The 22,465-nt window shown below is 55.5% G+C and carries 22 protein-coding genes; 16 read left to right on the top strand and 6 right to left on the bottom strand.

All coding sequences use genetic code 11. The features are described 5' to 3' along the window. Positions 1 to 34 precede the first annotated feature (34 nt). The 8 genes from D5067_RS18090 to D5067_RS18055 all read left to right on the top strand — a co-directional run bounded on the left by D5067_RS18090 (position 35) and on the right by D5067_RS18055 (position 4,972). Positions 35 to 874 (top strand): hypothetical protein, encoded by an 840-nt coding sequence (locus tag D5067_RS18090; protein WP_119935365.1) that lies wholly within the window; start codon positions 35 to 37, stop codon positions 872 to 874. A gap of 58 nt (positions 875 to 932) precedes the next feature. After that, positions 933 to 1,124 (top strand): hypothetical protein, encoded by a 192-nt coding sequence (locus tag D5067_RS18085; protein WP_090048325.1) that lies wholly within the window; start codon positions 933 to 935, stop codon positions 1,122 to 1,124. Positions 1,125 to 1,572: 448 nt separating this feature from the next. Then, complete coding sequence (locus D5067_RS18080) at positions 1,573 to 2,394, top strand: DUF932 domain-containing protein (protein WP_119935364.1); 822 nt, start codon at positions 1,573 to 1,575, stop codon at positions 2,392 to 2,394. A gap of 69 nt (positions 2,395 to 2,463) precedes the next feature. Then, positions 2,464 to 2,934 carry a RadC family protein gene (radC, locus tag D5067_RS18075; protein ID WP_119935363.1) on the top strand — a complete coding sequence of 157 codons (471 nt, stop codon included), beginning with the start codon at positions 2,464 to 2,466 and terminating at the stop codon, positions 2,932 to 2,934. Positions 2,935 to 2,946: 12 nt separating this feature from the next. Continuing rightward, complete coding sequence (locus tag D5067_RS18070; RefSeq protein ID WP_119935362.1) at positions 2,947 to 3,273, top strand: type IV toxin-antitoxin system YeeU family antitoxin; 327 nt, start codon at positions 2,947 to 2,949, stop codon at positions 3,271 to 3,273. A 20-nt stretch (positions 3,274 to 3,293) separates the two neighbouring features. Further along, positions 3,294 to 3,662 (top strand): TA system toxin CbtA family protein, encoded by a 369-nt coding sequence (locus D5067_RS18065; protein WP_119935361.1) that lies wholly within the window; start codon positions 3,294 to 3,296, stop codon positions 3,660 to 3,662. A gap of 270 nt (positions 3,663 to 3,932) precedes the next feature. Then, positions 3,933 to 4,196 (top strand): hypothetical protein, encoded by a 264-nt coding sequence (locus tag D5067_RS18060; RefSeq protein WP_125914537.1) that lies wholly within the window; start codon positions 3,933 to 3,935, stop codon positions 4,194 to 4,196. A 155-nt stretch (positions 4,197 to 4,351) separates the two neighbouring features. After that, positions 4,352 to 4,972, top strand: coding sequence for a LysE family translocator (locus D5067_RS18055; RefSeq protein ID WP_119935360.1), 621 nt, complete (start codon positions 4,352 to 4,354; stop codon positions 4,970 to 4,972). Between the two features lie 72 nt (positions 4,973 to 5,044). Here D5067_RS18055 and D5067_RS18050 read toward each other — a convergent pair whose 3' ends face one another. The 4 genes from D5067_RS18050 to D5067_RS18035 all read right to left on the bottom strand — a co-directional run bounded on the left by D5067_RS18050 (position 5,045) and on the right by D5067_RS18035 (position 9,380). Beyond that, on the bottom strand, positions 5,045 to 5,755 hold the full coding sequence (locus tag D5067_RS18050; RefSeq protein ID WP_119935359.1) for an SAM-dependent methyltransferase: 711 nt from the start codon (positions 5,753 to 5,755) through the stop codon (positions 5,045 to 5,047). 9 nt (positions 5,756 to 5,764) lie between these two features. After that, positions 5,765 to 6,022, bottom strand: a complete 258-nt coding sequence (locus D5067_RS18045) for a YjhX family toxin (protein WP_119935358.1) — start codon at positions 6,020 to 6,022, stop codon at positions 5,765 to 5,767. Positions 6,023 to 6,373: 351 nt separating this feature from the next. Next, positions 6,374 to 8,158 (bottom strand): diguanylate cyclase, encoded by a 1,785-nt coding sequence (locus D5067_RS18040; protein ID WP_119935357.1) that lies wholly within the window; start codon positions 8,156 to 8,158, stop codon positions 6,374 to 6,376. Positions 8,159 to 8,270: 112 nt separating this feature from the next. After that, complete coding sequence (locus D5067_RS18035) at positions 8,271 to 9,380, bottom strand: AI-2E family transporter (protein WP_119935356.1); 1,110 nt, start codon at positions 9,378 to 9,380, stop codon at positions 8,271 to 8,273. Between the two features lie 363 nt (positions 9,381 to 9,743). Between D5067_RS18035 and mmuP the strand changes: the two genes are divergently transcribed. The 6 genes from mmuP to tauD all read left to right on the top strand — a co-directional run bounded on the left by mmuP (position 9,744) and on the right by tauD (position 15,698). Further along, entirely contained in the window at positions 9,744 to 11,144 is a 1,401-nt protein-coding gene (gene mmuP, locus D5067_RS18030; RefSeq protein WP_210433784.1) for an S-methylmethionine permease, read from the top strand. Then, a complete protein-coding gene (gene mmuM, locus D5067_RS18025) occupies positions 11,131 to 12,063 on the top strand; it encodes a homocysteine S-methyltransferase (RefSeq protein ID WP_119935354.1) in 933 nt (310 codons plus the stop codon). The genes mmuP and mmuM overlap by 14 nt, the downstream gene beginning before the upstream one ends. 222 nt (positions 12,064 to 12,285) lie before the next feature. Further along, entirely contained in the window at positions 12,286 to 13,248 is a 963-nt protein-coding gene (gene tauA, locus D5067_RS18020) for a taurine ABC transporter substrate-binding protein (RefSeq protein ID WP_119935353.1), read from the top strand. A 10-nt stretch (positions 13,249 to 13,258) separates the two neighbouring features. Further along, complete coding sequence (gene tauB, locus D5067_RS18015) at positions 13,259 to 14,026, top strand: taurine ABC transporter ATP-binding subunit (protein ID WP_119935352.1); 768 nt, start codon at positions 13,259 to 13,261, stop codon at positions 14,024 to 14,026. Then, positions 14,023 to 14,850 carry a taurine ABC transporter permease TauC gene (gene tauC / locus D5067_RS18010; RefSeq protein ID WP_119935351.1) on the top strand — a complete coding sequence of 276 codons (828 nt, stop codon included), beginning with the start codon at positions 14,023 to 14,025 and terminating at the stop codon, positions 14,848 to 14,850. The genes tauB and tauC overlap by 4 nt, the downstream gene beginning before the upstream one ends. Then, positions 14,847 to 15,698, top strand: coding sequence for a taurine dioxygenase (tauD, locus tag D5067_RS18005; RefSeq protein WP_119935350.1), 852 nt, complete (start codon positions 14,847 to 14,849; stop codon positions 15,696 to 15,698). The genes tauC and tauD overlap by 4 nt, the downstream gene beginning before the upstream one ends. A 79-nt stretch (positions 15,699 to 15,777) precedes the next feature. Here the strand turns inward: tauD and olsF are convergent, their stop codons facing one another. Together olsF and hemB are read right to left on the bottom strand one after the other, a co-directional pair. Next, positions 15,778 to 17,478, bottom strand: coding sequence for a bifunctional ornithine lipid synthase OlsF (olsF, locus tag D5067_RS18000; protein WP_119935349.1), 1,701 nt, complete (start codon positions 17,476 to 17,478; stop codon positions 15,778 to 15,780). A gap of 72 nt (positions 17,479 to 17,550) precedes the next feature. After that, a complete protein-coding gene (gene hemB / locus D5067_RS17995) occupies positions 17,551 to 18,525 on the bottom strand; it encodes a porphobilinogen synthase (RefSeq protein ID WP_119935348.1) in 975 nt (324 codons plus the stop codon). A gap of 450 nt (positions 18,526 to 18,975) precedes the next feature. On the opposite strand from hemB, the gene D5067_RS17990 reads away from it, so the two are divergent. Then, on the top strand, positions 18,976 to 21,750 hold the full coding sequence (locus D5067_RS17990; protein WP_119935347.1) for an autotransporter outer membrane beta-barrel domain-containing protein: 2,775 nt from the start codon (positions 18,976 to 18,978) through the stop codon (positions 21,748 to 21,750). 88 nt (positions 21,751 to 21,838) lie between these two features. Beyond that, positions 21,839 to 22,465, top strand: a complete 627-nt coding sequence (locus tag D5067_RS17985; RefSeq protein WP_119935346.1) for a helix-turn-helix domain-containing protein — start codon at positions 21,839 to 21,841, stop codon at positions 22,463 to 22,465.

Below are 22,465 nucleotides of genomic sequence, written 5' to 3'. Positions count from 1 at the left end.
CCGCATTGTTAATCATCAGTAAGGATATCTTTATATGGCGACATTCATTTCACGCCTTATTTTACTCTGTACGCTTTCGCTCCCGGCCTTCAGCTTTGCCATCACCATTCCCGGTAATATTCATCCAGAACGCTACACGTTCTTTCTGACAGATGGCGGTGGTGAAATGCTTCGCGAAATGAACGATGCGGCAGTCAGCGTAAAACTCAACAATAAAGCTGGTTTCAGCGCGGAGGCACAGAGCAAGGCGGCTGCAGCGAATATCTCTCCTTTATTGTACGCAGCATCACCGCTTGAACAGAACTTTATCCGCTACGACAGTAAACCGGTTAAGGCTCTGACTTGTCTCGTAACGACCCGCACTATGCCGGGTCAGAATAAAAATTACTCATGGGAGGAAACCTATTGCCTGGATGAAACCGGTGCTGCCTACATCGGCACAAAAGGCTGGCCGTCACGTGCTATTGTCGAAAAGAGCTGCGAGGTGGGTGCCTCCAGTTGTCCTGTATATCTTGGTCTGAACAATGATCCACCGACCATGCGGAATGATGCTGCGCAATATATTCCTTATAGCAGCGATCGGGCAAGCGGGCAGAAAGAACGTAAGTCTGGGCCAAAATCAACGACCGCTGAAACCGTCGCAGAGCAGGACGGTTATGTGGTGAGTTTTGTTAAAGCCAGCAACTGTGCAGACAACAAACTGATTGTCAAAAACACAAGCTCCGGGAAAACCGCCGCAATTGCAGGATTAAGAGGTTGCTCTTTTGATCCGAAGAAAAATGCAGTAATTATCTTCCCTCAAAATGAATATGTCGGCGTTTACAGTGGCCCCACAAACGCTTCTGAGGAAATAGCCTCAGTCGATCTCCCCTAATTACTCTTCCAGTCCGGTATAAGCTTCCTGCTGTACCGGACACCTTTTGGACCAACCTATGAAAACTAAAAAATCCCCGGACAATACAACGCCAGATGCAGAATCATTTGGGCTGACCTGGCCCGTTGTTTTCAGCGTCGCAGGGCTCACTCTGCTGAGAAGTAAGTCGGCCGTATGCCAAGCAATGGGAGCCAGCCTGATGACCTATAGCCTGATAAGACTCATAAAAAAACTCGCCACGCTTGCCTGAAAAGTCCCAATCAGGAAACACGGTTTGCGTGCCAGCACCTGTACCAGACGTACTATCACCTTCCGATTCCGAAGCTCACCTGGAAGCTAACTTTCGACAAAAGCTGAAGCGTTCCTTTATAAAAGGGCTGGCTGCAATAGCAGAGGACAGAATCAATGATGATGCCTTTGTTTTATCGGTGTGCAGCAAAGCGTATGAACGCTTACCTTTGAACATAAGGCGAGTCGTTAAGCACGAATGGTGTCTTCGATACTTCCAGTACAGTAAACCCTTTATTCTGCGGCGATTACAACATCACCAGGCCGAAAAGCAAATACCACCGGCATTACCTGACAGAGAACTCTCGCCACAGCAGAGCCAGCCACCAGCCTTTCCCTGAACATTTTATCTTCCATCCAATGCCACTCTACTGGAGTGGCTTTTATGTCCGTTTTAAAAGGAATCAACTATGACCCGTTTAGCCAGCCGCTTTGGTGCAGTCAACCTTGTTCGTCGTGACCGCCCGTTAACTCGCGACGAACTGGCTCATTATGTGCCCAGTGTCTTCAGCGAAGAAAAACATGAATCCCGTAGCGATCGCTATACCTACATCCCGACAATTACCCTTCTCGATAACCTGCAACGCGAAGGTTTCCAGCCATTCTTCGCGTGCCAGACCAGAGTCCGCGACCAGAGCAAACGAGAGCATACGAAGCACATGCTGCGCCTGCGTCGTGAAGGCCAGATTACTGGCAAACAGGTTCCCGAAATTATTCTGCTGAATAGCCACGACGGCTCCAGCTCATATCAGATGCTACCGGGGTTATTCAGAGCAGTTTGCCAAAATGGGCTGATTTGCGGTGAGAGTTTTGGCGAGGTGCGCGTCCCGCATAAAGGCAACGTAGTAGAGAAAGTCATCGAAGGGGCCTACGAAGTACTGGGAATATTTGACCGGGTAGAAGAGAAACGCGATGCCATGCAGTCGCTTTTGTTGCCGCCGCCCGCTCAGCAGGCGATGGCGAAAGCGGCGCTGACATATCGCTTCGGTGAGGAGCACCAACCGGTGACAGAGACGCAGATACTTTCCCCACGCCGCTGGCAGGACGAAAGCAACGACCTTTGGACCACTTACCAGCGCATTCAGGAAAACCTGATCAAAGGCGGGCTCTCGGGGAGAACAACCAAAGGAAAGCGCGCCCATACCCGAGCAGTGACAGGTATTGACGGTGATGTGAAGCTCAACCGTGCCCTCTGGGTGATGGCTGAGAATATGCTGCAGCTTGCTTCATGAACCATTCCACCATTCTCCCTAAACGCCTTTCCGAAAATTCGGAAGGGCTTTTCTTTCTGAGGAACAACCATGTCTACGATCAATTTATCCCCTGTATTTCCTGCAAACGAGCAGCGAGTCATCCAGCGAGCATTACGTCTGCTGGAGAAATACCAGCGTCAACCGAGTGAGTCATTTACCTCCACCAGCCTCACAAAAACCTGGCTGCAACTGCAGATGGCTAGCCTGGAGCGGGAAGTTTTCATCGTGATGTATCTCGACAATCAGCATTGCCTGCTGGAGCGAGAAACACTGTTTACCGGCACGCTCAGCCATACCGAAGTGCATCCCCGCGAGGTGGTTAAATCAGCCCTGAAACATAACGCCGCTGCGGTCATTCTGGCACACAACCATCCGTCCGGCACGACAGAAATCAGCCAGCAGGACAAACATATTACTCAGAGGATTATGAAAGCGCTGGCACTAGTGGAAGTACGTGTGCTGGATCATCTTGTGGTGGGAAACGAGGTGGCGTCATTTGCTGAGCTTGGTTTGCTTTAAAGGGAGATTTTTATGTCATTAATACCAGCCCATGAATGGGGTCTAAAAAGCGATATTGTTCCACGGTTTGGTGCCAGATTAGTTCAGGAAGGTAACCGGCTGCATTATCTGGCTGACAGGGCTAGTTTGATAGGCAATTTCAGCGATACGGAATGCTTCAAATTGAATGACGCATTTCCACACTTCATCAGCCAGATGGAATCGATGCTGACCACTGGTGAACTGATCCCCTGTCACCATCACTGTGTCACTCTCTACCACAACGGTTTTACCTGCGAAGCCGATACGCTTGGTAGTTGTGGTTACGTATACATCGCCGTTTATCCCACACAACGTTAATTACTTTCACGAGAGAAAAAATGAAATTTCTACCTGCAACAAATTTGCGGGCGGCGAGGCCATGCCTGTCGCCCGTGACTATCTGGAAAATGTTACTTAGTCGTCTGCTGGAACAGCATTATGGCCTGACGCTAAACGATACACCTTTCTATGATGAAACCGTCATACAGGAACATATTGATGCCGATATCACTCTGGCTAATGCTATTAACTTTCTGGTGGAGAAATATGAGTTAGCCCGTATCGATCGCAGTGGATTTTCCTCACAAGGACAAGCGCCATATCTGACCGTGACAGATATCCATCATGCCAGAAAAGCATGTGGATTAATGAACAGTTGTTCTTATCGGGAAGTAAGTAATATTGTTCTTAGCAGATCGCGTCAGTGAGGGGACGGCTTAAAGAGCTGAGAAGGCTTGCACGGTCTGTGAAGAAATTGGTGAGATTAGCGACTCGATGAAAGGCTCAACGAGTCGCATGAAAAACGAGGTGGGGGCACAAAAGGGGGCATTTATAAAGATGAAACAAGGAAATATATTTATTTATCAATGGTTATGTTGGTTTTGTTGTGTTCCTATTATCGCACCATTCAAACGTCTTCCCAAGCCTTATACAGTTCACCAAAACCTTTTGATTATAAATTCCTGCATTACAGTGAAATGCTTCAGGCATTCGCCCGACTGGATCGCCGCAGTCAGGAAAAAATGCTGCTGTCGATGCACAGTGGAAAGCATCAGGAGCTGGCGGACGCCTTACTGAGGGCGCACGCGGTGTGTTCGGGACTCGATACGGAACAGCTAAAACGTCTCGGCTTCTCCCGTATTGCATCAGAGAACGGGCAGGTGATTAGCGCGGTTGCCGATCTGGTCGACGCGGTAAGGAAGGATGTCGCACAAATTACAGCTGTCCGAACAGAAGTATAGAGAATATTACGGGCCTATAACCTGTTACGGCGTAATGCGGGTCTTTTTATTGTTCTGATTGACGTCAACAGCATACTGATTGCAATGGCATCCTCATTTTTAGTGTTGCGGTATTGTTAACTTCCCATTACGCTTTGCGTTTTCGGAGAAACAGCATGTCCGTCACCGATGCCCTTCTTGCATTCACCTTCGCTGCCACGCTTCTGACGCTCACCCCCGGCCTCGACACGGCATTGATCCTGCGAACCGCCGCCGCTGACGGCAGTAAAAAAGCCGTACACGTCGCGCTGGGAATTGATACTGGCTGCTTTATCTGGGGGGCAGTGGTGGCGTTTGGTCTGGGTGCGCTGCTGGCCGTCTCTGAAGTCGCGTACTCGCTGCTAAAGTGGTGTGGTGCAGCGTATCTGTGCTGGCTCGGCCTCCAGCTGTTGCTTCGCCCGCGACAGCAGTTTTCCCTCTCAGCAGAAGGCTCTTCCCGCAGCGGTAACGGCTTTTTGCGCGGCATGCTGGGGAATGTCCTGAACCCTAAAATGGGCATCTTTTACGTTTCGTTTCTCCCGCAGTTTATTCCCGCAGGACATTCGCCTTTTGCCTGGACGTTTTTGCTGGTCGGGATTCATGTGCTGATTGGCACACTCTGGTCACTCACGCTGATTATTGCGACGGGGTATGCTGCGGATGTGCTGAAGAAGCCTGCCGTAGTGAAGTGGATGGACCGAACTACCGGCGTCGTGTTCCTGCTGTTTGCCGCAAAGCTGGCGATGAGCAAGCGATGAACTGCCGGGTGGCGCTGCGCTTACCCGGCCTACACTGTAGTCCCGTGCAAGCGCAGCGCCGCCGGGCAAAGATTACTCCCGTTTTTGGGCGACAAGCTGGATCATATTAAAATACGCTCCGGCGCCGGCCTCCATGATCGGCACCATCATCTCCTGCGCGATGTCGCACGTCATAAACTCGTCCCAGGCCTGCTGGCAGGTGTCCATTTCGCGCACCGTGTTCAGCGTAATGCCCGGCTCTTTCTCCCAAAGCGTTTTCCACCAGTGGAGCGGGTAGAAATACCACTCGGGCGTCCAGAACGGTTTCACCACGTCGGGCAAGTTGTCTTCGCTATAGTCCCCGATAAAACCCGGGACCGCGGCGGCAAAATACCCGCCAGGTTTCAGGTACGGCAGCAGTGTTGCGAGCATGGTGTCGTTGCTGCCGAAATATTGATAGGCGTCCACGCTGACGATCAGGTCAAAGTAGTCATGCGCAAAGGGGATCTCTTTTGTTGCATCTACCAGAAGCGGGAAAATTTTCCCGTCCAGCCCCAGCGCGGTGAACCGCTCTGCGTTCTCGGTGGGGGTGATCCACAGGTCGGCGGCAAAAACCGTCGCACCGTATTTCTCGGCAAGCAGAATAGAGGAGATCCCTTTCCCGCAGCCGAGATCCAGAATACGCATGCCTGGGGCTATCGGAAGCTGGGCCACCAGCTCCTCGGTTAGGCGCATGGCGTTTGGACCCATCATGGTGTCGAGTAAAAAAGCACGGTCGTAGCGGTCTGTATAAGGTGTATTCATCACTGCTCCTTAGCGATTATCCAGCTGGGCGCGAACGTTGTTCAGCCCGGTGGCGTTGATGCGGTAAGGCTGTCCGTTTACAGAGCGGATCAGCTTCTTGGTGCGGAGTTTTTTAAAGACGGCGAGCGTGCAGTCGCTGAGAAGCATCCCCTCGCGGGTGTAGCATTCAACTGAAGTGACGCGGCCAGCGCTGTCGCGGACGTGCGCAATACGTCCACCTTTTGCGAGAACGTGTAAGGTACGTTGTTCCTGACGGGATAAATTCATACCGGAAAACCTGTTTAATCATCATGCGTAAAAACGAGCCCACACCGGCAGGTGCGTGCGTAAGGTTTAGGCGCAGCGATAACCAGTCCGTCCTGAAAAGGGCGGGAAACTGATTATCTGATGATTACATTCTCCAGCATCAAAGCCTCGGTGAGAGTTGAAAGGTATTTACGAGGTGAATAATAACACCTGTTTTTTACAGGGGAATAGCCTGGCATAAAAATTGTGAAGCCGATCGGCACGCGATATCGCGTCCGCTGGAGGCCGCGAGAAAAGCGCTGCCGGGCAGCTGCTATGGGACGCATATTCTTTATGAGGGAACAGCCGTGGGGATGGGCCGCAGTGCCGGCGTTATCCTGCCTCCAGCATACCAAAACTCACAATCCGCGAACGCCCCAGCTCCTTCGCCCGGTACAGCGCTACATCTGCTGCGCGCAGCAGGTTGTCGCTCTGGGCGTGCTCTGGATAGCTGGCGATGCCGATAGAGACATCCACCGGGCCAATTTCAGACAGCCCGTAGCGGAGGGATAGCGCATGCACGCCGTTGAAGATCTCCGTCGCGCAGGCAAATGCCGCCTTTTCATTCGCACCCGCCAGAAGCGCGAGAAACTCTTCTCCCCCGTAGCGGAAGGCCAGGCCGGAATCATGTACCGCACGCTGAACAATGGCCCCTACGCTTTTAATCACCAGATCCCCGGCCTCATGGCCAAAACGGTCATTGATGCTCTTGAAGTGATCGATGTCGATCATCAGGCAGCTTATCGGTTCATTATTGCGCGCGGCCTGCGTCATCTGCGTGCGTAACGTGTCTTCCAGATGATGGCGATTACGTAGGCCGGTGAGCGGATCGAACAGGGCTTTTTCCAGCAGGGCGTCGCGCAAGCGCTGGTTGGCCAGCGCCAGACCCAGCGCCTCAGCCATCAGCTCCAGATAGGCGCGCGAGGGCGCGGTTTCCGGCGTGATGTTCTGGAAAGAGAGCAGGCCGATGGCTTCGCCCTGGGCAATTAAGGGCACGCACAGCGACCGATGATTTTGCGATTCAGGCAGGTGATAACAGGCAATATCCGGCTCGCCGCTGACCGGCGGATGGCTCTGCCCGCGGCGGACGGCCCAGCACGCGTCAGGGGGGAAAGGCTTTTTTTCACCTTCAGGAGAGAACCATTCAGCCGCGCAGCGCATTTCCCACGCCTCGCGATCGAGAATATACAAGCGCCCGGAAACGCCAGGCGCAATGTTGGGGGCAAAAAGCTCGGCCACATTAATCACGTCGGCGAAGTTTTCGCAGCCCTGCAGTCGCTGGGTCATGCGCGCCAGCAGTTCGCGGATGGCCCAGTCGGCATCGCGCTCTTTTTCCAGCCGCTGCCGCGCAAGTCCGTTTTCACGGAAGATGTGAATGGCCTGCGCCATGTCGCCAATTTCGTCGATCTGGGTGAAGTGCGGGGTTTCGACGGCGTAATCCTGCGAGGCCAGGCGATGCACCACGTCGCTCAGCCGCACTACCGGATGAAGCACGCGACGCTTAAGAATAAAGCCCATCACGAACAGAAAGAGCAGGGCGGTCAGTCCGACCATGACCTCAGAGGCTGTTCGCAGGTTTTTTGACGTTTTCGTGGCGGCCTGCACGTCGGCGATGATGCGCTTATCAAGTATCTGGCGGAAATGGTCGATCTCTCTCTGAGCGCGCTCCAGCTCTTGTTCATAATAGGTACCATAAAGCAGGGCAACGGCCTGCTGCTCTTCGCCTCGTGACATACTGCTCAGTGCGGTTTTTTGCTCGTCCTGCAGTTCATCAATGATGTTTAACCCTTCCCGGAGCAGCAGCAGCTCTTCGCCCGATGCACCGTTATCTTTTAATTTCTCCAGCCGGCTTTCCATACCGCTGAACGTGCTCTCTTTCTGCTGATACTCCTCAAGAATGTTCGGATCTTTTTTGATAACGAACAGGCGCGCCAGGTCAGAGAGCATCCAGGCATCTGTCTCTACATCTTCCGTCAGCTGGTCGAACACCTGCCGTTGCTTAACGGCCTGTCGTTCCACGTTGTCGGCGTGGGATGCCATCAGCATAACGATGCCAGAGGCGATGGTCAGGCACACCGTGGCACCGTAGGCCCAGTTTGTTATCGTGGCGATTCGCACCTGTGGGATCCTTCTACGACAAGAGTGGAAGAGCGTTCTTTCAAATTATAGAAAATGTTTGATTTAGCGTATAAAAAAAGGCGGCATGGAGCCGCCCGATATGCAGGGAACGTTATAAATCTGGCGGGTTTTTTCCCTCTTCGATGAAGTCAGCGTCCAGCTCTTCGGCGTTACCCTCGTGATCGCGGCCGGAGAACAGGTTCCAGCAAGCGATAAACAGCGCCGCAATCAGCGGGCCAATCACAAAGCCGTTGATCCCGTACAGCTCCATCCCGCCAAGGGTCGAGATCAGAATCAGGTAGTCCGGCATTTTAGTGTCTTTGCCGACCAGCAGAGGGCGCAGGATGTTATCCACCAGCCCAACGATAATGACGAAGAAACCGACGATAAACAGCCCCTGCCACAGCTGGTGGGTGGCAAAGAGGAAGATGGCGGCAGGTACCCAGACAATCGCCGAGCCCACGGCAGGCACCAGCGAGAGGAACGCCATCAGCGCGCCCCAGAGTACGCTGCCGTCAATGCCGACAATCGCGAACGCGATGCCGCCGAGCGTGCCCTGAACCACGGCGACCACTGCCGTCCCTTTTACCGTCGCGCGGGAGACGCCGACGAACTTGGCGAAAAGGTGCTGCTTGGCGAAGTCAGACAACGGCAGAGAGTCGAGGATCTGACGCACCAGATACGGACCATCCTTCAGCAGGAAGAACAGCAGGTAGAGCATGATGCCGAAGCTGATGGCAAACCCGAACGTGCCTTTGCCGATCAGGAACGCGCTGCCCGCCAGATACTGCCCGCCCTGTAATGCCACATCGGAAAGCTTTTTCTGGATCTGCTCGGCGTTAGTGAGGTTGTGATCCGCCAGGAAGCCGCTGGCCCAGTCGGGCAGGCGGTTAAAGATCCCCGCGACGACTTCCGGGAACTGGGTGTTGTTCTGCTGCAGCTTGGTATACACCACGTTCAGCTCAATGGCGAGCGAGGAGAGGATCACCATCAAGGGAATAAAGACAATCAGGCAGATAATGCAGAGCGTCAGAAACGACGCCAGCCCGTTGCGCTCTCCCAGCGCCGTTCGCAGCTTGTTTTTTACCGGGTTGAAGATGATGGTCAGAATGGCGGCCCATAAAATGGCGGAGAAGTAGGGCGACAGCACATCGAAGAAGGCCCAGGTAACGAGGGCGAGAATAAAAATGAAGAAACCTTTGGTCAGTCCATTAAAGCGCATAGTGAGTCCTGGTAACGAATAATCTGTGACGACTATAGAACTGATTGTGAGAATTACCAACCCTTCCGCCGGGTGGCGGCTGCGCCTTACCCGTCCTGTGGACAGTGTGGCGGTATGAATTTGCTCTTCACGGATACCACTTTCGACTGACCGAAGATCGCCTCTTCCCGCACCATGCTGTAAGCATCTGCTTGCGGAGGTGCTTATGGCCTGGCGTCCGATTCTCTACGTGATCCTCACAACCCATCCCAGACTCGGCGCGCGTCGAGCCCGCCTGCGGCTGGTTGGCTAGCTTTTTATTAACAATCACGGTATAACACACCTTCTTTGGATGTTTAGATGTCCATACGTTTAGAAGGTGATATGCAAACAGAACATGACAATGGGCAGCTAAAGCGCACCATGAAAACGCGCCACCTGATTATGCTCTCGCTGGGCGGCGTGATCGGCACAGGGTTATTCTTCAATACGGGATACATCATTTCCACAACCGGCGCGGCGGGCACGCTGCTGGCGTACCTCATTGGCGCGCTGGTGGTCTGGCTGGTGATGCAGTGTCTGGGCGAGCTTTCCGTGGCGATGCCGGAAACCGGCGCGTTTCACGTTTACGCCGCCCGCTATCTTGGCCCGGCGACGGGCTACACCGTGGCGTGGCTCTACTGGCTCACCTGGACCGTTGCGCTCGGGTCGAGCTTTACCGCCGCAGGGTTCTGCATGCAGTACTGGTTCCCGCAGGTGCCCGTCTGGGCGTGGTGCGTGGTGTTCTGCGCGGTAATATTTGGCCTCAACGTTATCTCGACGCGCTTCTTTGCCGAAGGTGAGTTCTGGTTCTCGCTGGTGAAGGTGATCACCATCATCGCTTTTATCATCCTCGGCGGCGCGGCGATCTTCGGGTTTATTCCGATGCAGGACGGTTCACCCGCGCCGGGCTTGAGCAATATCACTGCCGAGGGATGGTTCCCGCACGGCGGACTGCCGATCCTGATGACCATGGTGGCGGTGAACTTTGCCTTCTCCGGCACCGAGCTTATCGGCATCGCGGCGGGTGAAACCGAAAACCCGCACAAGGTCATTCCGGTGGCGATCCGCACGACCATAGCGCGCCTCATTATCTTCTTTATCGGGACCGTGTTTGTGCTGGCAGCGCTGATCCCGATGCAGCAGGCCGGGGTGGAAAAAAGCCCGTTCGTGCTGGTGTTTGAAAAAGTCGGTATTCCTTACGCGGCGGATATTTTTAACTTTGTGATCCTGACGGCGATCCTCTCGGCGGCGAACTCCGGGCTGTACGCCTCGGGCCGCATGCTGTGGTCGCTATCGAATGAGAAAACGCTGCCGCGCTGCTTTGCCCGCGTGAACAAAAACGGCGTGCCGCTGACGGCGCTCTCGGTCTCAATGCTCGGCGGCGTGCTGGCGCTGTTCTCAAGCGTCGTGGCGCCGGACACGGTGTTTGTCGCGCTGTCGGCGATTTCCGGCTTTGCGGTAGTGGCGGTGTGGATCAGCATCTGCGCGTCGCATTTTATGTTCCGTCGTCGCCATCTGCAGTCTGGCCAGCCGCTCTCTGCGCTGCAGTACCGTGCGCCGTGGTATCCGGTGGTGCCGGTGCTGGGCTTTATCCTCTGCGTGGTGGCCTGCGTCGGCCTCTGGTTTGACCCAAGCCAGCGCATTGCCCTTTACTGCGGGCTACCGTTCGTCGCGCTGTGTTATGGTGCCTACTACCTGACCCGAAACCTGACAACGCAGGAGCCTGAACATGTCGCAGAATAATCCGCTTACCGCCCTCCTTGAAAAGCAGCCGTTTGTGGTGCTGGACGGCGCGATGGCAACGGAGCTGGAAGCGCGCGGCTGTAACCTGGCAGACAGCCTCTGGTCTGCCAACGTGCTGGTGGAAAAGCCGGAGCTTATCCGTGACGTCCACCTTGATTACTACCGCGCAGGCGCACAGGTGGCGATCACCGCCAGCTATCAGGCCACGCCTGCGGGCTTTGCGACTCGCGGGCTGGACGAAGCGCAGTCCCGCGCGCTGATCGGTAAAAGCGTGGAGCTGGCGCGCAAGGCGCGGGAAGCATACCTGGCCGAGAACGCCAGTGCAGGCACGCTGCTGGTGGCCGGTTCCGTTGGGCCGTACGGCGCGTATCTGGCGGATGGCTCTGAGTATCGCGGTGACTACGTGCGTAGCGCTGACGAATTCACAGAATTTCACCGTCCGCGCGTGGAAGCGCTGCTGGACGCAGGGGCAGACCTGCTGGCCTGCGAAACCCTGCCGTCCTTTGCGGAGATTAAAGCGCTGGCGGCGCTGCTGGCCGAATATCCGCGCGCCAGAGCGTGGTTCTCGTTTACCCTACGCGACAGCGAGCACCTGAGCGACGGTACGCCGCTGCGTGAGGCGATCGGCGTGCTGGAAAATTATCCGCAGATTGTGGCGCTGGGCATTAACTGCATCGCGCTGGAAAACACCACCGCGGCGCTGAAGCACCTGCAAAGCCTCACGACGCTGCCGCTGGTGGTCTATCCAAACTCCGGCGAGCACTATGACGCGGTGAGTAAAACATGGCACCACCACGGTGAAGCGTGCGAGACGCTGGTGGAGTACCTGCCGCAGTGGCTGGCTGCGGGGGCGAAGCTGATTGGCGGATGCTGTCGCACCACGCCGAAAGACATCGCTGAGCTGAACGCGCAGCGCTGAGTGCTTTGCCGGGTGGCGGCTACGCCTTACCCGGCCTACAAATTGCACGAACCGTAGGCCGGGTAAGCGCAGCGCCACCCGGCGAAACAACCGCACAAAATTCACTATCCTTTCCCACTTTTTATCTAAAAACGAATCGTTATGAGCGATTCATTTTTATTCCTTTATCAAAATTACCGCGCCGGAAATACTGCCTCCATAACAACAAGGGGAGCAGGCACTATGGCAATTTCATCGCGTATCACACTTCTCGGCGCACTGGCGCTGTGGGCATTTCAGGCGCAGGCGGTGGACGTCACCGTCGCGTATCAAACCTCTGCGGAACCGGCGAAAGTCGCGCAGGCAGATAACACCTTCGCGAAAGAGAGCGGGGCGAAAGTCGACTGGCGCAAGTTCGACAGCGGCGCGGCAATCGTGCGGGCGCTGGCCTCCGGCGACGTGCAGATTGGCAATCTCGGCTCCAGCCCGCTGGCGGTAGCGGCCAGCCAGCAGGTGCCGATTGAAGTTTTCCTGCTCGCATCCCAGCTCGGCAACTCCGAAGCGCTGGTAGTGAAGAAAACTATCACTAAACCGGAAGATTTGATTGGCAAGCGCATCGCCGTGCCGTTCATTTCAACCACCCATTACAGCCTGCTGGCAGCCCTGAAACACTGGGGCATCAAGCCGGGTCAGGTACAAATTCTCAACCTGCAGCCGCCGGCGATTATCGCTGCCTGGCAGCGCGGCGACATTGACGGCGCCTACGTCTGGGCTCCGGCGGTTAACGAGCTGGAAAAAGACGGCACCGTGCTGACCGACTCCGAAAAAGTGGGCCAGTGGGGCGCGCCGACGCTTGACGTGTGGGTGGTGCGTAAAGACTTCGCCGAGAAACATCCTGAGGTGGTCAAAGCGTTCGCCAAAAGCGCGATTGACGCCCAGCAGCCCTATATCAGTAACCCAGATGAATGGCTGAAGCAGCCCGCCAACCTGGAAAAACTCTCCCGCCTGAGCGGCGTGCCGGAAGCGGACGTGCCGGGTCTGGTGAAGGGCAATACTTATCTGACGCCTGCCCAGCAGGTTCAACAGCTGACCGGTCCGGTCAATAAAGCGATTGTGGATACCGCCACCTTCCTGAAAGAGCAGGGCAAAGTGCCTGCGGTCGCGGCGGATTACAGCCAGTACGTCACCGACCGCTTTGTGAAATAAGGAGCCCGCCATGCTGAATATTACAAACCTGTACGCCGATTACGGTGGCAAGCCCGCGCTGGAAGATATCAACCTGACGCTGGACGGCGGTGAGCTGCTTGTCGTGCTGGGACCGTCCGGGTGCGGGAAAACCACGCTGCTGAATCTGATCGCCGGGTTTGTCCCTTATCAGCATGGCGCTATCCAGCTTGAAGGTAAAAAAGTTGAAGGGCCCGGCGCAGAGCGCGGCGTGGTCTTCCAGAACGAAGGTCTGCTGCCCTGGCGCAACGTGCAGGAAAACGTGGCGTTTGGCCTGCAGCTCGCCGGCGTTGCCTGCGAACAACGGCTGGCAACCGCGCGGGAGATGCTGAAAAAAGTAGGGCTGGAGGGCGCTGAAAAACGCTTTATCTGGCAGCTTTCCGGCGGCCAGCGCCAGCGCGTTGGGATCGCCCGCGCGCTGGCAGCCAATCCGCAGCTGTTGCTGCTGGACGAGCCGTTCGGGGCGCTGGATGCGTTCACCCGCGAGCAGATGCAAACCCTGCTCCTGCGCCTGTGGCATGAAACGGGCAAGCAGGTGCTGCTGATTACGCACGACATCGAAGAGGCGGTGTTTATGGCGACCGAACTGGTGCTGTTATCGCCCGGGCCGGGCCGCGTGCTGGAGCGTCTGCCGCTCGAGTTTGCGCGCCGCTATGTGGCCGGTGAACCGGTGCGCAGCATTAAATCCGATCCGCAGTTTATCGAAAAGCGTGAATACGTCTTAAGCCGCGTGTTTGAACAACGGGAGGCATTCTCATGAGCATCGTCTTCAGTGAAAAAACGCGCCGCACGCGTCTGGGGCTGCGCTGGCCTTTCTCGCGCCAAATCACGTTGAGCGTCGGTACGCTTCTGGTGTTACTGGCGGTGTGGTGGGCGGTTGCTGCCCAGCAGTGGGTCAGCCCGCTGTTTCTGCCGCCGCCGGGACAGGTGCTGGCCAAACTTATTACCATCGCCGGGCCGCAGGGCTTTATGGATGCGACGCTGTGGCAGCACCTGGGCGCCAGCCTGGCGCGCATTCTGGTGGCGCTGCTGGCGGCGGTGGTTATCGGTGTCCCGGTCGGGATCGCGATGGGCCTTAGCCCGACGGTGCGCGGCATTCTCGATCCGCTCATTGAACTTTACCGCCCGGTGCCGCCGCTGGCCTATTTGCCGCTGATGGTGATCTGGTTCGGCATCGGCGAGACCTCCAAAATCCTGCTGATTTACCTGGCGATTTTTGCCCCGGTGGCCATGTCGGCATTGGCGGGCGTGAAGAGCGCCCAGCAGGTGCGCATTCGCGCGGCGCAGTCGCTTGGCGCCAGCCGCACGCAGGTGCTGCTGTTCGTGATTTTACCGGGCGCGCTGCCGGAGATTTTAACCGGGCTGCGCATCGGCCTCGGCGTGGGCTGGTCCACGCTGGTGGCGGCGGAGCTGATTGCAGCCACGCGCGGCCTTGGGTTTATGGTGCAGTCGGCGGGAGAGTTCCTGGCGACTGACGTGGTGCTGGCAGGGATCGCGGTGATCGCCGCGATCGCCTTTGGATTAGAACTGGGGCTGCGCGCGTTACAGCGCCGCCTGACGCCCTGGCATGGAGAAATACAATGAGTGAACGTCTGACCATTACCCCGCTGGGGCCGTACATTGGTGCACAGGTGTCGGGCCTGGATGTGACCCGTCCGCTGAGTGATAACCAGTTCGAGCAGCTGTATCACGCGGTGCTGCGCCATCAGGTGGTGTTCCTGCGCGAGCAGGCGATCACCCCACAGCAGCAGCGCGCGCTGGCGCTGCGTTTTGGCGACCTGCATATCCATCCGGTCTATCCGCATGCGGAGGGCGTTGAGGAAATTATCGTTCTGGATACCCACAACGATAACCCGCCGGATAACGACAACTGGCACACCGACGTGACCTTTATCGATACGCCGCCGGCGGGGGCGATTCTGGCGGCGAAGCTGCTGCCGGAAACCGGCGGCGATACCCTGTGGGCCAGCGGCATTGCGGCGTATGAGGCGCTCTCCGCGCCGTTACGGACGCTTCTGAGCGGGCTGCGGGCAGAGCACGACTTTAAAAAATCGTTCCAGGAATACAAGTACCGTAAAACGGAAGAGGAACATCAGCGCTGGCAGGAGGCGGTTGCGAAGCATCCTCCGCTGCTGCACCCGGTAGTGCGGACCCATCCGGTCACGGGCAAGCAGGCGCTGTTTGTGAACGAAGGGTTCACGACGCGCATTGTGGACGTGTCCGAGAAAGAGAGTGAGGCACTGCTGGGATTCCTGTTCGCGCATATCACTAAGCCGGAGTTTCAGGTGCGCTGGCGCTGGCAGGAGAACGACCTGGCTATTTGGGATAACCGCGTGACGCAGCACTATGCGAATGCGGACTATCTTCCGCAGCGCCGGATTATGCAGCGGGCGACGATTCTGGGTGATAAACCGTTTTACCGTGCGCCTTGATTGCCGGGTGGCGGCGATGCCTTACCCGGCCTACGTTTCATTGTAGGCCCGGTAAGCGTAGCGCCACCGGGCAAAGAGGTTAAAGGTGCGCCTCAATATACCGCTGGTAGCGGTTCGCCTTCAGGTAACACAAATCAACCAGCACCAGCCCGTCGACGCAGTTGTTGAACGCCGGGTCGCTGCCAAAATCAATAAACTGCACGCCGCCGGGTTCGCAGAGCTCGGAATACTGTTTGTAGAGCGGCGGAATGCCGCAGCCAAGATTGCCGAGCAGGGATTTCAGCTTCGTCAGATCGTCCACGTAATCCACACCGCCGAACTGCGCGAGCACGTCCGGCAGCGATGCGGGATACGGCTGACGTGACGCGGCTAGCGGATGCGTCGCCGGGAACCACAGGCGGTAAAATGCCACCAGCAGATCCCGCGCGGCGGGCGGTAAGCCGCCGGAGATTGAGACCGGGCCAAACAGGTAGCGATAGTGCGGATAGCGCGCCAGATAGGCCCCAATCCCAGACCATAAATAATCCAGGCCGCGGCGTCCCCAGTAGCGCGGCTGAATAAAGCTGCGCCCCAGCTCAATACCGTGATCCAGCACGTCCTGCATTTTGTCGTCGTAGTGAAACAGGCTGTGGCTGTACAGCCCCTCGACGCCACGCTTTTCCACCTGCCGGGCGGTCGGCATAAAACGATACGCGCCGACGATCTCCAGATCGTCGTTATCCCACAGGATCAGGTGCAGGTAATCATCATCGTAGGTGTCGGTATCCCGTCGTTTCCCGCTCCCTTCTTCCACGGCGCGAAAGGCAATCTCACGCAGACGCCCCAGCTCGCGCAGCACAGGCGCGTCTTCCTGACCGTTGCGCTGCCAAAGATAGATGCTTTTGCCGTCGCCGGTTTTACCCAGACATTCCGCCTGCGCCAGTTCCCGCTTCAGCGTGGCCCTGTCTTCCGGGCGGGCAATGGCGCAGTGCGTTTTAAAGACGCCGGGCAATCCCTTGCCAAGACGCATCACGTGCTGACGGCACTGCTCGGCCATCTCACGCGACGAAAGGGTGGTGCTGAACCAGCTGCGCCAGGCAATCTGCGGGCCAATTTTTATCGGCAGCTGGCTGTGGCGGCGGCGAAACATCTGCTGCATCAGCAGCAGCATGGAAAGCGTTGGCGACACCAGCGTGCTGGCATAAAAGAGCAGGCTGTTGTGCGCCTGAATATGCACCGGCAGCAGCGGAGTGCGCAGTTTGCTGGCGAGTTTGATAAAGCCAGAGTGCCACTTTTTGTCGCGAATGCCTTTGCGCGTGGGGCGGGAAACTTCTCCGGCCGGGAAGAAGATCAGCACGCCCGCGTTTTGCAGATGCTGTTCCATCTGCACCAGCGACGATTTCGCCGTCTTGCCGCCCATATTGTCCACCGGAATAAACAGCGAGCTGAGCGGTTCCAGATGCGTCAGCATCCGGTTGGTCACAACTTTAACGTCGCGTCGCACGCGGGAGACGGCGTACATCAGCACCAGCCCGTCCAGCGTACCCGTCGGGTGGTTGGCAATAATGACCAGCGGGCCATGTTCAGGGATTTGTTCGAGATCGCGGGCGGAAACGGTGCAGAGAATATCGAGGTGTTCCAGAACGTGCTCCACCATATCCAGCCCCTTCAGGTGGCGATGGTTTGCGGCAAACTGCTGGAATTCTTCTTCGTAGAATAGCCGTTTTAACAGACTTTTTTGCCAGGGGGCGGGCCTCGCCTGAGGCCAAAGATCGTCGAGAACGCTGTCGAGACTAAACATGGTTACTCCTCCTGCCGTCTTGCGAAGACAGTAGAAGGAGCAGATGTCGGTTGTATTGCAGTTTGGTGAAGATTAGCGGAGGATTTTTTTCTCAGCCAGATCCAGCGCGAAGTAGCTGAAGATGAGGTCCGCGCCCGCGCGTTTGATCGCCCCCAGGCTTTCGAGGATCACTTTCTCTTCATCGATGGCACCCGCCTGTGCGGCGAATTTGATCATCGCGTACTCGCCGCTGACCTGGTATGCGCCCAGCGGCAGCTCGGTACGCTCGCGGATGTCACGCAGGATGTCCAGATACGCGCCAGCCGGCTTGACCATCAGGCAGTCAGCGCCCTGGGCTTCGTCCAGCAGAGACTCGCGGATGGCTTCGCGACGGTTCAGCGGGTTCATCTGGTAGGTTTTGCGATCGCCCTTCAGCGCAGTACCCGCTGCTTCGCGGAACGGACCGTAGAAGGACGAGGCGAATTTGGTGGAGTAGGACATGATGGCGGTGTCGGTGAAACCCGCCGCATCCAGCGCCTGGCGGATCGCCTGGACCTGTCCGTCCATCGCCGCAGAAGGCGCGATGAAATCCGCCCCGGCGGCGGCGGCAACAACGGCCTGCTTACCGAGGTTTTGCAGGGTCGCGTCGTTATCCACGCCGTGATCGCACAGCACGCCGCAGTGGCCGTGAGAGGTATATTCGCAGAAACAGGTATCGGACATCACGATCATCTCCGGTACGCTCTCTTTGCAGATACGCGACATGCGGGCGACGAGGCCATCTTCTTTCCAGGCATCGCTGCCGGTGGCGTCCGTGTGGTGGGAGATGCCAAACGTCATCACCGAGCGGATGCCCGCATTGGCGATACGTTCGATCTCACGCGCCAGATGTTTTTCCGGAATGCGCATCACGCCCGGCATCGCATCAATGGCTTTGTAGTCATCGATCTCTTCTTCAACAAAAATCGGCAACACCAGATCGTTTAAGGATAGTGTTGTCTCTTCAAACATAGCGCGCAGTGCGGGTGACTTGCGCAGGCGACGGGGACGTGCAATTAAATCGGTCATGGTATGCCTGACGTTTGTGGAACAAAGAGGCTCAGTGTACCTGAAAGCGGGGTAGGGTGTTTTACTAAAGTGGGCATTTTGATTTAACCAAAGCGGCATGCGTCAGTTGGCTGCGGAGTAATATATACTGCGCGCAGGTCTGAAGAGACGAGGTTCTGAATTATTAGTTTTATATCTGTGTCTCTTCTAATATATAAATAAGGATGATTTATTTATCATTGATATATTATTGGTGCTCAGGCGATATTATTACTAAGTTAATGTTTTTATAATATTAATCTTTGACGATCTTTTTTTCTTAACTGGTTCTGGCTATTTGTCTGGATACGGACTTAATTGAATCATTCATTGAACCTTTTCTAAATGAAACTGCATAATTCTCTCCGCAATTAACATTGCTAAATGATTTGATGGACAAACTTGCTTACGTCCCTGAGGAGGGATGACCCAATGCAAACATGGAAAAAGAAACTGGTTGTATCTCAACTTGCATTAGCCTGCACTCTGGCTATCGCTTCTCAGGCCAATGCGAAGGATATTTCCGGCACGACATATAATACTTTTGGATATGATAATACAGCATCTACTCCCTGGTATTATGGATACGCAGATTGGGGTTACACAGATGCAACCCACGATGGTGATATTTATCCGGTAATTAACAAATCAACGGTAAATGGCGTTATTTCAACCTACTATCTTGATGATGGCGTTAACGGCCGGGCGAATGCGCTGAGCATTTCGAACAGCACTATCAATGGCATGATCACCTCTGAATGTATGACCACGAGCTGTTCCGATAGCGTAGATCCGGATGGCACGGCTCATTCTCAGTATGACCGTTTCAGCCTCACCGTCGATAACAGCACCATCAACGATACCTACGAGCATTACGCGTATGACGTAGTGAATGGCGAGACTTCGGACACTCATTATCTGGATACCTATGCCCTCGGTAACGCGATTACGCTGGACGTGGAGTCTGATATTGTTATCCAGAATAACTCCCACGTGGCGGGTATTACGCTGACGCAGGGTTATCAGGAGCTGGATAATACCCCATACGACGGCGTTGAAGGCGTTGCCAACAGTAGCAACGTGTTCACGGATACGCTCGTAGTTAAAGACTCTGTGCTGACCTCGGGCGCCTACAGCGATCTGGGTACCAGCGGTTTCTACGGTCAAACCGCGAAGCCGAGTGACTACGGTGAAACGAACGCCACCGCGGCGGATGATGCGGCGCTGATCGTTGCAGCTGGCGCCTCTGACAACGCGATGCAGACCACCGCCACGTTCGATCATTCGACCATCACCGGCGACATCCTTTTCTCAAGCACCTTTGACAACAACTTCTACGAGAATGGCGATCCGGCAACGGACACCACCGATGATGGCGTGTATAACCCAACCACTAACGGCTGGGATGGCACCGATACGCTGGATGTCACTCTGACTAACGGCAGCAAGTGGGTGGGGGCAGCGCAGTCCAGCGTTGAAGCCATCGGTACTGCGCAGATGTATGGTCAGGGCTACAGCAATGTAGACTGGCGCGCGCTGACACCTAACAGCATCTGGCCGGACTCTACCTTCGACAGCAACGGTCATGTTGCAGGCGAAGAGGTATATCAGAGCGGTCTGTTCAATGTGACACTGGATAATGGCTCGGAGTGGGATACCCGCAAGGTATCAAACATCGACACCCTGGCGGTGAATAACCAGTCGCAGGTCAATGTTGAAAACTCGGGTCTGCTGGCGGATACCATCACCCTGACTAACGCATCTTCTCTGAATATCGGCGACAGCGGCGCGGTTGCAACCGACAGCCTGTATCTTGATAGCTACAGCCGCGCGGCGCTGACGGAAGAAACTGCAGAGCTGTATGCTAACACCATTACCGTGGATAACGGTGCAGAGTTGGCGCTGGGGCTGGGCCAGGTTGATACGCATAACATGGTACTGACCGACGGCGGTGTACTGAACGTTGCCAGCCGTGACTATGTGCTCAACAGCGACCTGAACAACGCGCGCTATATCACTAACGATCGGAGCAAAGCGGACTACGACTATGGCGTGGTTGCGCTGAACTCTGACGGCCACCTGTCAGTGAACGGTGACGTGGCGGGTAACTATAAAGTGCGCATCGATGATGCGACCGGTGCAGGTTCCGTTGCTGATTACAAAAACAAAGAGATTGTTCGCGTTTATGACAATAACGCGGATACCGCAGCCAGCTTTACTGCCGCAAACAAAGCCGATTTAGGTGCCTATACCTATCAGGCGCAGCAGAAAGGCGACACGGTTGTTCTCCAGCAGGAAGAGCTGACCGACTACGCTAACATGGCGCTCAGCATTCCTTCTGCTAACACCAACATCTGGAACCTGCAGCAGGATGCCGTTGGCGCTCGTCTGACCAATAGCCGTCACGGCCTGGCCGATAACGGCGGAGCGTGGGTAAGCTACTTCGGCGGCAACTTTGACGCGGATAACGGCAGCGTAAGCTACGATCAGGACGTAAGCGGCATTATGGTCGGCCTGGATACGCAGATTGACGGCAACAATGCTAAATGGATTGTCGGTGGCGCTGCAGGCTTCGCGAAAGGCGACATTAGCGACCGCACGGGTCAGGTCGATCAGGACAGCCAGACCGCGATGATCTATGCCTCAGCGAAGTTCATGAACGATCTGTTCCTCGACAGTTCACTGAGCTATACCCGCTTCAACAACGATCTCTCCGCGACCATGAGCAACGGCCAGTACGTTGACGGTAACACCACTACCGATGCGGTAGGCTTCGGTATGAAGCTGGGCTATGACTGGAAGCCAAACCTGTCAGGCTATGTCACTCCTTACGCGGCGGTCTCCGGTCTGTTCCAGTCAGGAGATGACTACCAGCTGAGCAACGACATGCGTATCGACGGTCAGTCTTATGACAGCATGCGTTATGAGCTTGGGGTGGATGCGGGCTATACTTTCAGCTACGGTGGCGATCAGGCTCTGACACCATACTTCAAGCTGGCCTACGTGTATGACGATGCCGATAACAATGCCGACATCAACGGTGACAGCATAGATAACGGCGTGGAAGGTTCTGCGGTTCGCGTGGGTCTGGGCACACAGTTCAGCTTCACTAAGAACTTCAGCGCGTATACCGATGCAACCTATCTGGGCGGCGGCGACGTTGACCAGAACTGGGGAGCAAATCTGGGCGTGAAATACACCTGGTAAAATATCAGAGCGGGGGATTTTTCCCCCGCTTTTTTATTTAGCTTAAAAATAATATAGAACCGACAGATACAGATGACCAGAGGTCTGCATGAAAGTCGATGCGAAACCGCTTTCTGAATTAAGCCGGCTCGTACAGTGTCTGGAAGTTGCCAGCACCCCATTCAAGGCCACGCCGCAGAAAATAATCTCAATTGGCAATAAAGACGATGAGCCTTATACGTTTGTAATAAAGACAGGCATTATTGCAATCCATCGAAAATCAGATGGACTTCTCGTAGGTATCGCCAGAGCGCCTTATATTTTTGGTCTGAGTGCATGGATAAATGATACGCATCAGGAATATGAGATGGTGGCACATACGTCCTCTAGTGGATTTTATTTACCCGCCTCAACGTCGCGACAGCGTATTCAGGAGGGATCCCTTTGGCAAGAGGCTTTTTGCTGGCTGTCCTGGATAAACCATATACTGGGTAAACGCGATACGCAGCTTGTTGGAAATAACTCGTATAGCCAGATCCGTGCAATGCTGCTCAACATGGCCGAGTGGGATGACTCGCTGCGCTCAAAAATTGGTGTTATGAATCATATTCAGCGAAGTACGAGGATCTCGCGCTCGGTTGTCGCGGAGGTTCTGGCTGCATTGCGACAGGGAAATTACATCAATATGAGCCGGGGCAAACTGGTCAGCATTAACCGTTTGCCCGCGGACTATTGA

This window comes from Enterobacter huaxiensis, from assembly GCF_003594935.2.
Lineage (GTDB): Bacteria > Pseudomonadota > Gammaproteobacteria > Enterobacterales > Enterobacteriaceae > Enterobacter > Enterobacter huaxiensis.
Note: the sequence above shows the minus strand (reverse complement) of the source record. Positions and strands in the feature narration are given on the sequence as shown.

What these genes read in the sequence shown, in the direction of transcription:
- D5067_RS18090 (WP_119935365.1), top strand. Translation starts at nt 35, where the DNA reads ATGGCGACATTCATTTCACGCCTTATTTTACTCTGTACGCTTTCGCTC.
- D5067_RS18085 (WP_090048325.1), top strand. Translation starts at nt 933, where the DNA reads ATGAAAACTAAAAAATCCCCGGACAATACAACGCCAGATGCAGAATCA.
- D5067_RS18080 (WP_119935364.1), top strand. Translation starts at nt 1,573, where the DNA reads ATGACCCGTTTAGCCAGCCGCTTTGGTGCAGTCAACCTTGTTCGTCGT.
- radC (WP_119935363.1), top strand. Translation starts at nt 2,464, where the DNA reads ATGTCTACGATCAATTTATCCCCTGTATTTCCTGCAAACGAGCAGCGA.
- D5067_RS18070 (WP_119935362.1), top strand. Translation starts at nt 2,947, where the DNA reads ATGTCATTAATACCAGCCCATGAATGGGGTCTAAAAAGCGATATTGTT.
- D5067_RS18065 (WP_119935361.1), top strand. Translation starts at nt 3,294, where the DNA reads ATGAAATTTCTACCTGCAACAAATTTGCGGGCGGCGAGGCCATGCCTG.
- D5067_RS18060 (WP_125914537.1), top strand. Translation starts at nt 3,933, where the DNA reads ATGCTTCAGGCATTCGCCCGACTGGATCGCCGCAGTCAGGAAAAAATG.
- D5067_RS18055 (WP_119935360.1), top strand. Translation starts at nt 4,352, where the DNA reads ATGTCCGTCACCGATGCCCTTCTTGCATTCACCTTCGCTGCCACGCTT.
- D5067_RS18050 (WP_119935359.1), bottom strand. Translation starts at nt 5,755, where the DNA reads ATGAATACACCTTATACAGACCGCTACGACCGTGCTTTTTTACTCGAC.
- D5067_RS18045 (WP_119935358.1), bottom strand. Translation starts at nt 6,022, where the DNA reads ATGAATTTATCCCGTCAGGAACAACGTACCTTACACGTTCTCGCAAAA.
- D5067_RS18035 (WP_119935356.1), bottom strand. Translation starts at nt 9,380, where the DNA reads ATGCGCTTTAATGGACTGACCAAAGGTTTCTTCATTTTTATTCTCGCC.
- mmuP (WP_210433784.1), top strand. Translation starts at nt 9,744, where the DNA reads ATGCAAACAGAACATGACAATGGGCAGCTAAAGCGCACCATGAAAACG.
- mmuM (WP_119935354.1), top strand. Translation starts at nt 11,131, where the DNA reads ATGTCGCAGAATAATCCGCTTACCGCCCTCCTTGAAAAGCAGCCGTTT.
- tauA (WP_119935353.1), top strand. Translation starts at nt 12,286, where the DNA reads ATGGCAATTTCATCGCGTATCACACTTCTCGGCGCACTGGCGCTGTGG.
- tauB (WP_119935352.1), top strand. Translation starts at nt 13,259, where the DNA reads ATGCTGAATATTACAAACCTGTACGCCGATTACGGTGGCAAGCCCGCG.
- tauC (WP_119935351.1), top strand. Translation starts at nt 14,023, where the DNA reads ATGAGCATCGTCTTCAGTGAAAAAACGCGCCGCACGCGTCTGGGGCTG.
- tauD (WP_119935350.1), top strand. Translation starts at nt 14,847, where the DNA reads ATGAGTGAACGTCTGACCATTACCCCGCTGGGGCCGTACATTGGTGCA.
- olsF (WP_119935349.1), bottom strand. Translation starts at nt 17,478, where the DNA reads ATGTTTAGTCTCGACAGCGTTCTCGACGATCTTTGGCCTCAGGCGAGG.
- hemB (WP_119935348.1), bottom strand. Translation starts at nt 18,525, where the DNA reads ATGACCGATTTAATTGCACGTCCCCGTCGCCTGCGCAAGTCACCCGCA.
- D5067_RS17990 (WP_119935347.1), top strand. Translation starts at nt 18,976, where the DNA reads ATGCAAACATGGAAAAAGAAACTGGTTGTATCTCAACTTGCATTAGCC.
- D5067_RS17985 (WP_119935346.1), top strand. Translation starts at nt 21,839, where the DNA reads ATGAAAGTCGATGCGAAACCGCTTTCTGAATTAAGCCGGCTCGTACAG.